This window comes from Bradyrhizobium sp. 21, from assembly GCF_023073335.1.
Taxonomy (GTDB): domain Bacteria; phylum Pseudomonadota; class Alphaproteobacteria; order Rhizobiales; family Xanthobacteraceae; genus Bradyrhizobium.
Window position 1 is genome coordinate 127,015 of sequence record NZ_JADPJG010000003.1, and the last position, 14,865, is coordinate 141,879.

The 14,865-nt window shown below is 64.4% G+C and carries 17 protein-coding genes; 8 read left to right on the forward strand and 9 right to left on the reverse strand.

Translation table 11 applies throughout. From position 1 onward, the window contains the following. Positions 1 to 43: 43 nt before the first annotated feature. Positions 44 to 2,731, reverse strand: coding sequence for an EAL domain-containing protein (locus IVB31_RS05675; RefSeq protein ID WP_247319675.1), 2,688 nt, complete (start codon positions 2,729 to 2,731; stop codon positions 44 to 46). 200 nt (positions 2,732 to 2,931) lie between these two features. Between IVB31_RS05675 and IVB31_RS05680 the strand changes: the two genes are divergently transcribed. Next, entirely contained in the window at positions 2,932 to 4,035 is a 1,104-nt protein-coding gene (locus IVB31_RS05680; protein WP_247319676.1) for an NAD(P)/FAD-dependent oxidoreductase, read from the forward strand. A gap of 113 nt (positions 4,036 to 4,148) precedes the next feature. Here IVB31_RS05680 and IVB31_RS05685 read toward each other — a convergent pair whose 3' ends face one another. Further along, positions 4,149 to 4,328: a DUF465 domain-containing protein gene (locus IVB31_RS05685; protein WP_247319677.1), complete on the reverse strand. Its 180-nt coding sequence runs from the start codon at positions 4,326 to 4,328 to the stop codon at positions 4,149 to 4,151. 329 nt (positions 4,329 to 4,657) lie between these two features. Between IVB31_RS05685 and IVB31_RS05690 the strand changes: the two genes are divergently transcribed. From IVB31_RS05690 to IVB31_RS05700, 3 genes are all read left to right on the forward strand, one after another. Further along, positions 4,658 to 4,864, forward strand: coding sequence for a DUF465 domain-containing protein (locus IVB31_RS05690; protein WP_247319678.1), 207 nt, complete (start codon positions 4,658 to 4,660; stop codon positions 4,862 to 4,864). A gap of 116 nt (positions 4,865 to 4,980) precedes the next feature. Continuing rightward, positions 4,981 to 5,199: a hypothetical protein gene (locus tag IVB31_RS05695; protein ID WP_247319679.1), complete on the forward strand. Its 219-nt coding sequence runs from the start codon at positions 4,981 to 4,983 to the stop codon at positions 5,197 to 5,199. Positions 5,200 to 5,222: 23 nt separating this feature from the next. After that, positions 5,223 to 5,474, forward strand: a complete 252-nt coding sequence (locus IVB31_RS05700; RefSeq protein WP_247319680.1) for a hypothetical protein — start codon at positions 5,223 to 5,225, stop codon at positions 5,472 to 5,474. A 2-nt stretch (positions 5,475 to 5,476) separates the two neighbouring features. Here IVB31_RS05700 and IVB31_RS05705 read toward each other — a convergent pair whose 3' ends face one another. Continuing rightward, positions 5,477 to 6,211, reverse strand: a complete 735-nt coding sequence (locus IVB31_RS05705) for a GGDEF domain-containing protein (RefSeq protein WP_247319688.1) — start codon at positions 6,209 to 6,211, stop codon at positions 5,477 to 5,479. Between the two features lie 141 nt (positions 6,212 to 6,352). Here IVB31_RS05705 and purE point away from each other — a divergent pair, with 141 nt between their 5' ends. Both purE and IVB31_RS05715 read left to right on the forward strand, forming a co-directional pair. Next, positions 6,353 to 6,841: a 5-(carboxyamino)imidazole ribonucleotide mutase gene (purE, locus tag IVB31_RS05710; protein ID WP_247319689.1), complete on the forward strand. Its 489-nt coding sequence runs from the start codon at positions 6,353 to 6,355 to the stop codon at positions 6,839 to 6,841. Then, on the forward strand, positions 6,838 to 7,944 hold the full coding sequence (locus IVB31_RS05715; RefSeq protein ID WP_247319690.1) for a 5-(carboxyamino)imidazole ribonucleotide synthase: 1,107 nt from the start codon (positions 6,838 to 6,840) through the stop codon (positions 7,942 to 7,944). Before purE ends, IVB31_RS05715 begins: the two co-directional genes overlap by 4 nt. A 39-nt stretch (positions 7,945 to 7,983) precedes the next feature. Here IVB31_RS05715 and aqpZ read toward each other — a convergent pair whose 3' ends face one another. Then, the gene (aqpZ, locus tag IVB31_RS05720; protein WP_247319691.1) at positions 7,984 to 8,706 is read right to left on the reverse strand and encodes an aquaporin Z; all 723 of its coding nucleotides are present in this window, start codon (positions 8,704 to 8,706) and stop codon (positions 7,984 to 7,986) included. Between the two features lie 260 nt (positions 8,707 to 8,966). Here aqpZ and rpsU point away from each other — a divergent pair, with 260 nt between their 5' ends. Both rpsU and IVB31_RS05730 read left to right on the forward strand, forming a co-directional pair. Further along, positions 8,967 to 9,275, forward strand: coding sequence for a 30S ribosomal protein S21 (gene rpsU / locus IVB31_RS05725; protein ID WP_247319692.1), 309 nt, complete (start codon positions 8,967 to 8,969; stop codon positions 9,273 to 9,275). A gap of 129 nt (positions 9,276 to 9,404) precedes the next feature. Then, positions 9,405 to 10,055, forward strand: coding sequence for a tetratricopeptide repeat protein (locus IVB31_RS05730; RefSeq protein WP_247319693.1), 651 nt, complete (start codon positions 9,405 to 9,407; stop codon positions 10,053 to 10,055). Positions 10,056 to 10,075: 20 nt separating this feature from the next. Here IVB31_RS05730 and IVB31_RS05735 read toward each other — a convergent pair whose 3' ends face one another. The 5 genes from IVB31_RS05735 to IVB31_RS05755 form a co-directional block, all read right to left on the reverse strand. After that, positions 10,076 to 11,050 carry a hypothetical protein gene (locus tag IVB31_RS05735; RefSeq protein WP_247319701.1) on the reverse strand — a complete coding sequence of 325 codons (975 nt, stop codon included), beginning with the start codon at positions 11,048 to 11,050 and terminating at the stop codon, positions 10,076 to 10,078. A 92-nt stretch (positions 11,051 to 11,142) separates the two neighbouring features. Then, positions 11,143 to 11,427 carry a cupin domain-containing protein gene (locus tag IVB31_RS05740; protein WP_247319703.1) on the reverse strand — a complete coding sequence of 95 codons (285 nt, stop codon included), beginning with the start codon at positions 11,425 to 11,427 and terminating at the stop codon, positions 11,143 to 11,145. A 35-nt stretch (positions 11,428 to 11,462) separates the two neighbouring features. Continuing rightward, entirely contained in the window at positions 11,463 to 12,557 is a 1,095-nt protein-coding gene (locus IVB31_RS05745) for an ionic transporter y4hA (RefSeq protein WP_247319705.1), read from the reverse strand. 48 nt (positions 12,558 to 12,605) lie between these two features. Further along, positions 12,606 to 14,105 carry a sodium:proton antiporter gene (locus IVB31_RS05750; protein ID WP_247319712.1) on the reverse strand — a complete coding sequence of 500 codons (1,500 nt, stop codon included), beginning with the start codon at positions 14,103 to 14,105 and terminating at the stop codon, positions 12,606 to 12,608. After that, entirely contained in the window at positions 14,059 to 14,856 is a 798-nt protein-coding gene (locus IVB31_RS05755; RefSeq protein ID WP_247319713.1) for an alpha/beta hydrolase, read from the reverse strand. Before IVB31_RS05755 ends, IVB31_RS05750 begins: the two co-directional genes overlap by 47 nt. Positions 14,857 to 14,865: the final 9 nt, after the last annotated feature.

The following is a 14,865-nucleotide window of genomic DNA, read 5'->3' on the forward strand; positions in this document are numbered from 1 at the left end:
GTTTTCTTGACGCGAACCGGTATCCACTTCGCTCGAAAACGCTTTAGCCGGTCTTGAGCGCAAGCTCCATGACTTCGGCGCGGCCGACGAGGCCGGCATATTTCCCGATCGGCAGGGGCTTGCCGAGCAGATAGCCCTGCACGCCGTCACAGCCTTCCTCGGCGAGGAAGGCGAGTTGCTCGAGCGTCTCGACGCCCTCGGCGACGATCGACATTTCCAGGCCATGGCCGAGGTCGATCACTGCGCGCACGATCGCCGCCGATTGCGGGTTGCGGCCGAGATTGATGATGAAGGCGCGGTCGATCTTGATCTTGTCGAACGGGAACGCCTGGAGATAGCTCAGCGAGGAATAACCGCTGCCGAAATCGTCCATGGAGATGCGCACGCCGAGCGCCTTCAGCCGGCGCAGAAGCGCAAGACCGCGATCGAAGTCCTCGATCAGCACGCCCTCGGTGATCTCGAGCTCGAGCCGGCCGGGTGCGAGACCCGTCTCGATCAGGATCGCATGGACGAGCCCGACGACGTCGCCGTGCATGAATTGCGCCGGCGACAAATTGACCGCAATCTGGAGCGGCTTCGGCCAGGACGCCGCCTCGCGGCAGGCCTCACGCAGGATCCACTCGCCCATCTCGACGATCAGGCCGCTTTCTTCCGCGATCGGGATGAATTCCGCCGGCGAGACCTGGCCGCGCACCGGATGCTGCCAGCGCGCAAGCGCCTCGAAGCCGATGATCTCGCTCTCGGCGACACTGTGGCCGGTGGCTCCCTGCGGCTGAAAGGCAAGCGAGAGCTCACCGTTCTTGATCGCCATCGAGAGGTCCTGATGCAGCACGCGGCGATCGCGGATCTGCTGGTCCATCTCCGGCTGGAAGAGGCTGATCGTGCCGCGCGATTTCTGCTTGGCGCGGAACAGCGCCGCGCCGGCATTGGCGAGCAGCGAGGCGGCATCAGCGCCGTTGTGCGGGAAGATCGACATGCCGGTGGTGACGCCCGCGCGGACCGGCCGGCCGTCGATCTGGAATTCCCCGGCGATGGCATTACCGATCTGCTGCGCCAGCGCGAGACCTGCCTCCGGCTGCTTGCCGTCGATGATCAGGCCGAACTCGTCGCCGGACAGGCGCGCCACTACGCCGCCGCGCGCGGAGTCCTGGAGCCGCTGGGCCACCTCGACCAGAAGCTTGTCGCCGTGCGCATGACCGAAGACGTCGTTGACCTCCTTGAGGCCGTCGAGGTCGACGCACAGAACCGCGAACTCCTCGCCGGTGCCTTCGCAGGCCTCGATCATCTGGGTCAGCGCCTGCAAGAAAGCGGCACGGTTCGGCAAATCGGTGAGACCGTCGTGATAGGCCATATGCGCCATGCGCGACTCGGTCTGCCGGCGATCGGTGACGTCCTCGTGGGTCTTGATCAGATATTGCGGCTCGCCGGCGTCGTTCAGCACGGTGGCGCGGCGGGTCAGGAACAGCCGCAAGCCGTCCTTGGTCGAGATCGGATGCTCTTCTGTGATCATCCCGCGCTTCTTGATCGCGGCTTCGTCGCGCGCGATGATCAGCTTTGCTTCCTTGGGATTGAAGATGTCGGACGCGGTCAGGCCCGTGGCGTCCTCGCGTCTGCGGTTGAGGATCGTCTCGGCGCTACGATTGGCGAGCAGATAGCGGCCGTCCCTGACCTGCTCGACGATCAGCGCCACCGGGATGTTGTCGACCACGAGCTCCAAGAATTTTTTCGTGCTCTCCAGCTCCTGCGACAGCGAGCGGCGGTCGGTGATGTCCTCGAACACCACGAGCAGGAATTCAGGCTTGTTGCTCTCGTTGCGGACCACGATCCGGATCGAGGCCACCATCCGCTGGGTGGCGCCGCGCTCGACCTCGAATTCGTTGCGGTACTGGCCGGCGGGCGCGATGAGCGCCGCCCGATCGGTCGCCTCGATGCTGGCCGCCGAGTTCGGCGCGAACAGCTCGCGTGCGTTCTTGCCGACGACCTGGTCCCGCGAAAACCCCCAGAAGCGCTCATAGGCGCTGTTGGCGAAGATATAGCGGCCATCCTCGATGTTCTTCGCGGCCACGCAGGCCGGCACGTTGTCCAGCACCGTTTCCAGGAACTGCTTGGTGGAGGCGAGCTGTCGCGACAATCTGCGTTGCTCGCTGACGTCCAGATGCGTTGCCACCGAGCCGCCATTGGGCAGCACGAAATATTTCACCAGGATGGCCCGCCCGTCGGGCAGTTCGGTGATCAAACCATTAGGGCTTGTAGCCTTTTCGTAGAACTCGTCGTCGGAGGCGCCACCGAGCACCCCACGATTGCGCCGCAGTTCGAGGATATCGGGGCCGGTCATGTCGGCCCAGAGATCCGACCGCGCCAGGCCGTAAATCTCGAGATAGCGGTCGTTGCAGAAGATGATGCGCCGCTGCGCATCCGTCATCACCACGCCCTGGTTGAGATTGTTCATGGCGGAGGAGACGAACGCGTTGCGCCGCAACTGCAGGCGTCTGGTCCGGCGCAGCGAGGAATGGATCCACAGCGCGATCGCGGCGAGGAACGAGCAGATGACGACGCCCGCGATCAGGGCTTCCCAGATCACGCTCGGGTTGAGCTCGCCGAGATAGCTCGGAGGGGCGAAGCTGTCCGAGAGGGCAAAGGCGCGCGCAGGCGCGACCGCTGCGGCCAGGCACACGACGGCCTGCACTGCAATCGGAAGCGTGCTGCCCACGTGCCAGTTCTTCTCAGCCATCAGCCACCCAATTTCAACGTCGGATTGTCTGGCCTCGCGGGTTTGGATCGGGTAAACGCCTGTACGCGCAAAAGAAAAATGTGACGTCAAATACGGCAATTGCCCTGACATGATAAATGCTTCCTTAATAGAAAACGCCCTCGCGCCGTCGTTCCCGGGCCTGAGGCCACCGTCGCTTCGAGCGGACGTCCTGCACAACCATGGATAGGGTCGACTGCGTCGTCATCGGAGCCGGCGTGGTCGGGCTCGCGGTGGCTCGAAAGCTGGCGCAGGCCGGGCGCGAAGTGATCGTGCTCGAGGAGGCCGAGGCCATCGGCACCATCACCTCCTCGCGCAACAGCGAGGTGATCCATGCCGGCATCTACTACCGCGCCGGGAGCTGGATGGCGCGCATGTGCGTCGACGGCAAGCATGCACTCTACCGCTACTGCTCCGAGCGCGGCATCCCGCACAGGAATTGCGGCAAGCTGATCGTCGCGACCAATCCGAAAGAGACCGAAAAGCTGCAATCGATCAAGGCGCATGCCGAAGCCAATGGCGTGCTCGACATGCAGCTGCTCACGGGCGAGGCGGCGTGCGCGCTGGAACCGGCCCTGGCCTGCGACGCCGCGCTGCTGTCGCCCTCGACCGGCATCATCGACAGCCACGCCTACATGCTCTCGCTGCGCGGTGAAGCCGAGGAAGCAGGTGCAGCCTTCGCGTTTCACACCCCGCTGATCCGCGCCAAAGCGACCGCCGGAATCATCGAGATCGAGGCGGGCGGCGAAGCGCCGATGACGCTGCAATGCAGCCTCCTCATCAACGCCGCGGGGCTTTCGGCGACGAATGTGGCGCGCAACATCGACGGCATGCCGCTGGAGCGGATTCCGCCGGCCTATCTCGCCAAGGGAAACTACTTCAGCTGCAATGCGAGGGCGCCGTTCTCGCGCCTGATCTATCCGGTGCCCGAGCCGGGCGGGCTAGGGGTGCATCTGACGCTGGACATGGCAGGGCAGGCGCGTTTCGGCCCTGACGTCGAGTGGATCGAGACGATCGATTACGAGGTCGACCCCTCACGCGCCGAGCGCTTCTACCCGGCGATCCGCAAATACTGGCCCACGCTGCCTGACGGCGCGCTGATGCCGAGCTATTCGGGCATCCGCCCGAAGATCGTGCCGCCGGCGGTGGCCACGCAGGATTTCTTGATGCAGGGCCCGCGCGATCACGGCGTCGAAGGCCTGATCAATCTGTTCGGTATCGAATCGCCCGGACTGACGTCATCGCTCGCGATCGCGGATCACGTCGCCGAGCTCGCAGGCCTCTAGGTCTTGCGCAATGATGATTCCGCGAGCCCATGCCCCTTGTGGCAGGGATGAGCGCAAAAGCTCCCACCCCTGCGTGAAAGGGTACGATCAACTCTACGCTGTTACGGGGGTTACTAGTGGAGCGTGTCGCCGTGCCTCAGACGCTCGATCTGGTCCTTGACCATCAACTTCCGGCGCTTCAACTCAACAATTTGCAGGTCGTCTGTTGAAAGGTGCACGAGAGCGTCGTGCAATTCGTTTTCGAGAGTTTTGTGCTTCCGTTCCAATTCAACCAGATGTGCCTGAATTGTCATTCGAAACCTCCTCGGTAGGGGTGAACCTTGGATTCGATCCGGACGAGCAAGTGTACATCACCGATTCGTTCTGTCGATGGGTATCCGTCGTCGCACCGTCATTTTTGAAAATTCATATGTAATGAAGCGTGAGTAAGGGAACCACGCGGGAAAAATACATGATATCAACGTGCTTGCGCAGCGCCGGAGCGAGCCGCAGAAATATGTCGCGGGAGATCGGCGAGCAATGGTCGCAGATCGCTTGCGATCACGCCGCGCAAGGACGATAGTTTCCACAGGGCATCCACAGCCTTAATCTCACGCCTATCGGTTTTTCGGCCACCGCAGACATGACCAATGAAGACGAGCGCGAACTCGAATCCGAGCTCGCCCGGTTGCAGCAGGAACACCGAGATCTCGATGCGGCGATCGATGCACTGCATCAATCGCCCGCCCCCGACCTGTTGCGGTTGCAGCGGTTGAAGAAACGCAAGCTGTTGCTGCGTGACCGTATCGCGTTCATCGAAGACCAGATCACGCCCGACATCATCGCCTGATCCACAGGGAAAGCTTTATGGCGGCTTCCCGCATGTGAATCCGCTTGACTCGAAAGGAACAAAATAAGAACATTCGAGCACCAAAGCCCCCAGGAAAACGTCCAAGGAAAACGCAGATGTCGGCAACCGCCCTTCTCGACAACAGCCATTATGAACAAGCCTGCGATCAGGCGATCGCGATGTGCGACGGCAATCTGCGCAGCACCATCAAGGCGCTGATCATGGCCAATGAATATCTGGAGGCCGAGCTCGAGCAATTGCAGGCGGCGATTTCCGCCGGCTGCATTCCGGAGACCTCGCGCAGCAAGATGCGGAGCAAGAGCAGCGCCGCCTGAGCTGTCAGCTATCGGAGCCGACCATGTCCGATGTCACCTATTACGTTGCATTGCCTTTCCTGACCGACGAGGACGGATCGCCGGTCGCAGGTGCAGCCGAGGAATGCCAGACCTCGGCGGCCGCGTTACGGCGCGCCGAGATGATGTCGCATGGCGCCGGCCACATCGGCGCGGTCGCGTTCAGCCGCAGCGGTGATCCCATGACCGGCGAATTCGGTGACGCCAAACTGCTCCGCAGCTTCGGCAACGTACCGAAGGACCTCGGCACGCTTTAAAATCAGCTGCTGACGAGCCTGATGCGCGGCTCGTGCCGCCGGTGCGCCTTGCGCACATACATGGCTGCATCGGCCTCCTCCAGGGCGCGAGCGGCGTCGGACTGCGCCCCCAGCAGCGCGACCCCGGCTGAGGCGCCCGCGCTCACGTGCTGGCCGCGAAACACGAAGGACAATTCGTCGATGGCCTGCTCGAAGGCCGCGGCCTTCGCCTTGGCGTCGGTCTCGCTGAGATTCCAGAGCAGCAGCGCGAACTCGTCGCCGCCGAGCCGGCCGACCACGTCCGAGGCGCGGACCTGCCGCGTCAGCGTGGTGGCAATCGCCTTCAGCACCTCGTCGCCGGCGGCATGGCCGAAGGAATCGTTGATCGGCTTCAGGCGATCGACATCGAGCACGATCAGCGCGCCGCTGGCGCGGTAGCGCTTCATGTAGGCGACGGCGCGCGCGAGCTCGCGCTCGAAGCCGCGCCGGTTCGGGATATCGAGCAGGAAGTCGGTGTCGGCGGCCGCCTCGAGTTCCGCGACCCGCCGCAGCGCCCCCTTGAGCTTGCTTCGCAGGTCGCGGATGGTCGCCTTGATGGTCGCGGCGCCGTCATCGGCCGGCGCCTCGCGACGCGACGGTCTGGTCGGACGCTTGAGCACACGTTTGGCCGGACGGCTGGGGGCGGGTTTGGAGTGGCTGGCGCTGGTCTTCCGGCCCTTTTTGGCCTTCGCAGCGCTTGCCCTTTTTGGTTTCTTCATGGGCATCCTGCTCAATGAAGGCTTGCGGGGATTCACCAAGACAGGATAGTGCATTCCCTTCTCCTTGCCACCGCCTTGCGATCCGCCGGCCGGAACCGTTAATCTGGCCTATCTTTCTGTTTTTCGAGCACAATTGACGTCATGACCGCGCCGATCGCCATCATCATGGGAAGCCAGTCGGACTGGGAGACGATGCGGCATGCCGCCGACACGCTCGCAGCGCTCGGCGTCGCCGCCGACACCCGCATCGTTTCGGCGCACCGCACCCCCGACCGTCTGTTTGCGTTCGCCAAGGGCGCCAAGGCGGCCGGTTACAAGCTCATCATCGCCGGAGCGGGTGGCGCTGCGCACCTGCCCGGCATGGCGGCAGCGCTGACCGAACTGCCCGTGTTCGGCGTTCCCGTCGAATCCAGGACGCTCAAGGGCATCGATTCGCTCTATTCGATCGTCCAGATGCCCGCAGGCATCCCGGTCGGCACCCTCGCCATCGGCAAGGCCGGCGCGATCAATGCGGCGCTGCTGGCGGCTGCCGTGCTGGCTCTGTCCGACCCGGCATTGTCCGATCGCTTGGCCGCCTGGCGCAAGGCGCAGACCGAAGCGGTCGCCGAGCGCCCGGAGGACAAGGCGTGACTGACGCAAAGCAGGTGAAGCTGAAGCCCGGCGACACCATCGGAATCCTCGGCGGCGGACAATTAGGGCGGATGCTGGCCACGGCAGCGGCTCGCCTCGGCCTGCGCTGCCAGGTGTTCTCGCCCGATCCGGACTCCCCGGCCTTCGACGTGGTCCTGAACGCGACCTGCGCCGAATATGCCGACGTCGAAGCGCTCGAGCTGTTCGCCAACGACGTCGACGTCATCACCTACGAATTCGAGAACGTGCCGTCCGCGGCCGCAATGGTGCTGGATGCGCGCCGCCCCGTGCTGCCCAACCGCAAGATCCTGGAGACCACCCAGGACCGCCTCGCCGAGAAGGATTTTGTCACGCGCCTCGGCATCGGCACCGCGGCCTATGCCGACGTCACTTCCGTCGCCTCGCTGCGCGAAGCGATCACGAGGATCGGCCTTCCGGCGGTGCTGAAGACCCGCCGCTTCGGCTATGACGGCAAGGGCCAGACCATCATCCGCGAGGGTGACGACATCGCCAAGGCGTGGACCAGTCTCGCCACCAAATCGGCGATCCTGGAAGCCTTCGTGCCGTACGAGTGCGAGATTTCCGTGATCGCCGCCCGCGCCGCCACAGGCCAGGTCGAGTGTTTCGACGTCACCGAAAACGAGCACCGCGACCACATCCTGAAGATCTCCCGTGCGCCCGCCCGTATCCCGGACGTGCTCGCCGAGGAAGCGCGCAGCATCGCCGGCAAGATCGCGAGCGCGCTCGATTATGTCGGCGTGCTCGCCGTCGAGATGTTCGTGCTCACCAACGGCACCGGACCGAAGGTGCTGGTCAACGAGATCGCTCCGCGCGTGCACAATTCCGGACACTGGACGCTCGACGGTGCGTCCGTCTCGCAGTTCGAGCAGCACATCCGCGCCATCGCCGGCTGGCCCCTCGGCAAGCCCGTGCGCCACGGCGAGGTCGTCACCATGACCAATCTGATCGGCGACGAGATCAATGATTTTGAAAAGTGGCTGAGCGTGCCGGGCGCGACCGTGCACATCTACGGCAAGGGCGCCCCGCGCCCCGGCCGCAAGATGGGCCACGTCACCGAAGTCAGGCCGGCAACAGTCAAGTAACGGGACCGCGGCGATCAGCGCCGCGATCCCGTTTGCCGATCAAGCCGTCTTCGCGCCCGCGACGACGCCGGTGGGCTCCTCGCTGAGCCAGCGGTAGATCACCCCGCCCAGCGCACCGCCGATCAGCGGTGCGACCCAGAACAGCCAGAGCTGCGCCAGCGCCCAGCCGCCGACGAACAGGGCCGGTCCCGTGCTGCGCGCCGGGTTCACCGAGGTGTTGGTGACGGGAATGCTGACGAGATGGATCATCACCAGCGCGAGCCCGATCGCCAGCGGCGCAAAGCCCGCGGGGGCGCGGCCGTGGGTGGAGCCCATGATGATGAACAGGAACATCATGGTCATCACCACCTCGGTGATGAAGCACACGATCATGCTGTACTGGCCGGGCGAATGCGCGTCGTAGCCGTTCGAGGCGAAGCCCTTGCTGACGTCGAACCCGGGAGCTCCGCTTGCGATGACGTAGAGGAGCCACGCGGCCACGATCGCGCCGGCGACCTGCGCGATCACATAGGGCAGGATCTGTCCGGCCGGAAATCGCCCACCGGCCGCAAGACCGACGGTGACAGCCGGGTTGAGATGGCAGCCGGAGATGTGGCCGATTGCATAGGCCATCGTGACGACGCTCAAGCCGAATGCGAGCGAGACTCCGACCAGACCGATACCGACCTGCGGAAAGCCGGCTGCGATCACCGCACTTCCGCAACCTGCGAAGGTGAGCCAAAAGGTGCCGATAGCCTCGGCCGCGTATTTTTTCATATCCATGTGTCGTCCCCTGCTTTCAAAGATTCCGGAACAAAGCTCCGGAAACGGCCCCACCCTTGGCGTCAAATCTCCCAAATCGGGGCCGTACGGCGGTATTTGTGCCTCATTTAATGGCTGAACTTGGCCCGAAAACGCGGTTGGCCGGTGGACATCCCCGGTTTTGTCTGATACATCCGCGCCCTCAAGGTTAAGGGCTTGCGCGTGCGCCATCCCCTTTGACTTACCAGAATTCAAATCCGATCCACTGAAGAGGATGCCGCGTGCAGGTTCTCGTTCGCGATAACAATGTCGATCAAGCCCTCAAGGCGCTGAAGAAGAAGATGCAGCGCGAGGGCATTTTCCGCGAGATGAAGCTCCGCGGTCACTATGAGAAGCCCTCCGAGAAGAAGGCCCGCGAAAAGGCCGAAGCCGTGCGCCGCGCGCGCAAGCTGGCCCGCAAGAAGCTGCAGCGCGAAGGCCTGCTGCCGATGAAGCCGAAGCCGGTGTTCGGCGCCGGCCCCGGCGGTGATCGTGGCGGTCGCCCCGGTGCAGGTCCTGGTGCCGGTGCAGGTCCGCGCGGACCGCGCTGATTTACCGGACCTGAATAGACTTCAGTTTTCGATGACGCGGGCCCTTGGCCCGCGTTATTGTTTTATGAGCGGTGCCTTTTCCGGGACGGGGCACTCTACCGATGCGGCACCAGCGCGAGCGAACCGTAGATGGCCTCCTCTTTCCCCAAGCGCCGCGTGGCGCGGTTGCGCCAGGTCTGGCAGCAGCCGCTCGCGCTGGCTTTGATGGGGATCGCGCTGTGCGGCTGCTCCTTCGACCTGGGATCGCTGATGCCGGAGAAGGACAAGCCGCAGGAGGTCCCCAAGGCAACCACGACCGCCGAGAACGCGGTCAGCGCCGGCAACGTCAGCGAGGCCCAGGCCCATACGGCAAAGGCCCAGGCCCTGGCAAAGTCCGGCGAGACGGCGGCCGCGCTCGATGAGTTCAATCGCGCGGTCGGGCTCGATCCATACAATGCGCAGGCGCTCTATGGCCGCGCCTTGATCTACCAGGGCAATAACCAGCACGACTTTGCGATCGCCGATTTCAGCGCCGCGAGCGGACTCAATCCGCAGAAGGTCGAGCCGCTGCTCGGCCGCGCCAACAGCTACCTCGCCCTCGGCAAGGTCAAGGAGGCCGCGGCCGATCTGGATGAGGCCTCCGAGGCCGATCCGCACAATGCCCAGGTCTGGACCACGCGCGGACAAGCCTATGAACGGCTGGGCGACAGGACCAAGGCGGTGGCGTCCTACACCAAGGCGGTCTCGCTTCGTCCACGCGACGACGCCGCCCGCAGCGGCCTCGCCCGCGTCGGCGGCTGACGGCGCAACAGGTACCGCTCTTAGTCGGGGGTGGAGTTCTTCGGCAGGACCGAGTGGAACATCGACTTCATGCCCGACAGCATCTCGTCGGCCACATTGGTCTTCTTCGGCCGCGGCATGGTCGCACCGGCATCGGCACGCAGATCGAGCGGCGGCGCGATCATCGGGACCGGGATATCAGCTGGCGGAGTCATCCGGTTAGGATCGTCGTTACCGACCGAGGCCGTGTAGGACGGCGACGAGCCACCATTGCCATAGGTATCGGGTGCCGGCGTCGAAACCGTGATCGGCGGCGGCAACGGACGCACCATGGACGGATCCACGGGGACGATACGCGGGGCCTCGGGGGTGCGGGCAGCTTCCCGCACCGCAGGCTCCTGAATCCTTTCGGGCGACTTGGTCTCGGAGGACCTGATCTCAACAGCTTTGGCTTCAAAAGGCTTGGCCTCAGCGGCTTTGCCCTCAGGCGACTTGCGCAGGCGCTCGATCGCGGCGCGCACGAGATCGTTGGCGTCGGGGGTTGCGGCCGGAGCGGCAGCGGCCGGCGTCGAATTAGCCTCCACCACCGGGGCGGTCGCGGGTGCAGTGACGGCCGGGGTGGACACGGCCGGGGCAGACTTGGCGACCGTCTTCTCGCGCGCGGACGGCTTGCCGCGCGGGGCGGCCTCCGCCGGTGCCACGTCCGCCGCCGCCTTCTCAGTCGACTTGTCAGTCGTCTTGTGCTCAGCGCCCGCCTGATCGGCAGTCTTCTCGGCCGCCGGCTTGTCCGTCACGCTCTTCTCGGAGATGCCCTTGGCCTTGATGCCGGGCGCCGGGAGCTTGGCCACATCAGCGGGCTTGCCGTTCTTGCCGGCTTCGGCAGGCGCGACCATGGCCGCGGGGGCATCCGTCGCGGGCTTGGCGTTGATGTAATGATTAACGATGTACGCCCCGATGATCGTTGCGAGCACCGAGGGGAAGATATCCATCGAGATTTTAGCGACGTATTTCAGCATTCCGGCCACTCCCCGCGCGATCTGATGCGGGAACTTTGAGGCATAGTGAGGGATCAACTGCGACGGATCAATGGCAAAGGGGTACGCCGGACTTACGGCTTCAGCTCGATCTCAAGGAACACGATCTCGGTTGAGGTTTCGTTAAGTACGTCATGTTGGACGCCGGCCTTGCGAAAGTAGGATTTTCCAGCCGCAAGCTGCGCCTTCGACCGGTCGCCATTAGGCGCCACGATGGTCATTTCGCCCGCAACCACGGGAACAATGACGTAGTCCATGCCGTGAGTGTGATGTCCGGTCGCGCTGTTTGGAGCAAGCCGCCACTCGGTGACCCGAACCTCCTCATTGTCGATCTGAACCTCGGACCTGGCGGCAAGCATCGGAACTCTCCTGGGACATCATCCGGTGAAAGGGGTCAGGGCACGAAAACCATGAACACGTAGACGGCAAATACCACCATATGAACCAGCCCGAACAGGACATTGGTCCTGCCCGTGCCGAAGGTCAGCATGCTCAAAAAGAAGGTCAGGAGCAAAAGCACGCTGCCCTGGCCACTGAGGCCGAGCGTGAGCTCCTTGTCGAGCGCATAGGTGGCAACACCGACCGCCGGGATGGTCAGCCCGATGGTGGCCAGCGACGAGCCCAGCGCGAGGTTGATGCTCTTCTGGAGGTCGTTCTTGCGGGCCGCCGAGACGGCCGCGACACCTTCCGGCAGCAGGATCAGGAGCGCCACCAGAAGGCCGGCAAAGGCAGGCGGCGCACCGATCCGGGCCGCGACGGCGTCCACCACCAGCGAAAATTTCTTGGACAGCAGCACAACCGCCAGCAGTGCAATCAGCAGCAGCACGACGCTGAGCACGAACGTCCGGGCCGACAGATGCGCCTCGCTCCCGCCGTCAGCCCGTTCGTGGATGAAGTAATCCTTGTGCAGGACGGTCTGGGTGTAGAGAAACACCCCGTACAACGCGAGCGTGACGACGTCGACGAAGCCGAGCTGAACCGCCGAATAGACCGGGCCCGGCGTGGTGGTCGTGTAGTTCGGCATGATCAGCGTGATGGTCGCGAGCGCGAACAGGACGCTGAGATAGACGTTGGCCCCGGAGAGCTGAAAACCCTGCTCGCGATAGCGCAGGCCGCCGATGAAGATGCAGAGGCCGACGAGGCCATTGCAGACGATCATGACCACGGCGAACACCGTGTCGCGCGCCAGGGCCGGGGCAGGCTTGTCGCCGAGCATGATCGTGGTGATCAGCGCTACCTCGATAATGGTCACCGACAGCGTCAGCACCAGCGTGCCATAGGGTTCGCCGACCCGTTCGGCGATCACTTCGGCATGATGAACCGCGGCAAACACCGTGCCGAACAGGATGACCAGGAGCACGAGGGCGAAGACGAGCCCGCCGAACGTCAGCGTGAACACGTAGCCCGTCGCGCTGACGGCGGCGAACATCAGCACGGCCAGCGCCGGAAAGATCCAGGCCGACCGGGGCATCGGGCTATGCGCGCTCATCCACTGCTCCACTGTTGGATGCGAGCAGTAGCAAATCGGCCGGCAGATTCAATGCCAGTGCAGGACCGGCGCGACCGGCAGCAGCGTCAGCAGCAGGAAAAGCGGGATCAGCACGGCACCGGCGCGCAGGAGATAGCCGAAGAAGCTCGGCATCTCGATGCCGTTCTCGCTGGCGATGCTGCTGACCATGAAGTTCGGCGCATTGCCGATATAGGTGAGCGCGCCCATGTAGACCGCGCCCATGGAGATGGAGGCGAGCGTGCCCGAGAGCTCATGCATCAGCACTTGCGGGTCGCCGCCGGCGAGCTCGAAGAACAACAGATAGGTCGGCGCATTGTCGAGGAACGCCGACATCAGGCCGGTGAACCAGAAATAGGCGACCTCGCGCGGCGTACCGTCCGGCGCCGTCACGGCCGACAACAGCCAGGCAAACGCGCCGTGATGGCCGGCATCGAGCATGGCAATGACCGGAATGATCGCGACGAAAATGCCGGCGAACAGTTTTGCGACTTCGCGGATCGGCTCCCAGGTGAAGCCGTTGGCCTGCCTGTGCTCGTCCGGCGTCAACCACACCGACAGGGCCGCGATAGCCAGCAGCGCCGCGTTGCGGGCGATGTCTTCCAGCTCCATCCTGGTTCCGAGAATGTCGAAGGCGATGCCGGGCTTCCACATCGCCGAGGCCAGCAGGCTGGCGACGATGGCTGCGATCAGCACCAGGTTGACGAGGCCGCGAATACGGACTGGCTCCGCGAGGCCTGTGCCGCTCGGCGCGGGGCCTGCGTCGCCGCGCGGCGACTCGCTGCGGAAGCGCCAGACGTCGATGGCGACGAAGATCCCAAGCAGCAGTCCGGCGACGACCGCCGTCTGCAGCCAAATGGTCCGCGTGGTCCAGAAGAAGTCGACGCCGTGCAGGAAGCCGACGAACAGCGGAGGATCGCCGAGCGGGCTCAAAGCGCCGCCGACATTGGCGACCAGGATGATGAAGAAGATGACGACATGCGCGTTGTGGCGCCGCGGCCGGTTGGCCCGGACCAACGGGCGGATCAGGATCATGGCCGCCCCCGTGGTGCCGACGATGCTCGCCATCAGCGTGCCGAGCGCGAGGATGCCGGCGTTGGCTGCCGGCGTCGCCTTGATGTCGCCCGTGATGAGAACGCCCCCGGCCACGACATAGAGCGAGAACAGCAGCACGATGAAGCCGAGATATTCGGCAAGCATGGCGTGGACGAGCGCCGCCAGCGTCGCCATGCTTCCGGCAAGGATGACGAGCGGGGCCAAGGCCAGCAGCGACCAGGCCGCGGCGATCTTGCCGTAATGATGGTGCCAGAATTTTGCAAACAGCAGCGGTCCGAGCGCGATCGACAGCAGCAGGCCTGCAAAGGGCAGCGCATAGGGCCAGCGCATCGCCGCGCCGTCGAGGACGGGTGCCGCCCATGCATGCTGCGGCAACAGCGCTAGGATCGCAGTGATGAGTACGCTCCCGCGCCGAAGAGCAAGCCGTCTAGGAAGCAATGAAGCGCCTCGCCGTTTCGATCGCACCAAATGCATCGAGATTGTCGTGTCCGCCGTCCGCAAAGCGAACGAACTGCTTCGGTTCATGCGCGAGCGCGAACAGACGCTCTCCGAACAGGATCGGAATGGCAAGGTCATGGGTGCCATGCATCACCAATAGCGGCACAGTGACGCGCGGGATGCGCTGGTCGGAATGAAACGGATCGCGCATCAGCAGGCGCACCGGAACGAACCAAAACGAGGAAGCTGCAACGTCGACGGTCGACGTATAGGGAGCTTCCAGGATCAATTTTCCAAAACGATGCTCCGAAGCGGTTGCCACCGCCACGCCCGTCCCGAGCGAAAAGCCCCAGCCGACGATTCGTTCCGGCGCGTAGCGCGCAGTGGTGAAGGCGTAGGCGGCCGCGGCATCGCGCAGCAGGCCATCCTCGCTCGGCGCACCGCTCGAGCCCGCGTAGCCGCGATAGGAAAGCGCGACCAGGCCGGTGCCGTCCGCCGTCATGGCCTTGAAGCGGCTGACACGGCCGGCGAGAAAATCGCCATTGCCCGGGAAATACAGGATCACGGGCCGACCGGGCCTCGCCGGCACGTGCCAGACGATCACCTTCTCACCGTCCGAGGTAGCCAGGACATGCTCCTCGGCCTCGGGGAAGCCAGCGGCATCCGGCGCGGTGCGAGCGACGGGCGGGATCGGAAACAGCATCTCGCGCTGCCGGACATACAGCACGAGGAGACCGGCGCAATAGCCGGTCACGAGCAGGATGGCGATCCACTTGACGATGGTCATGATGACGCG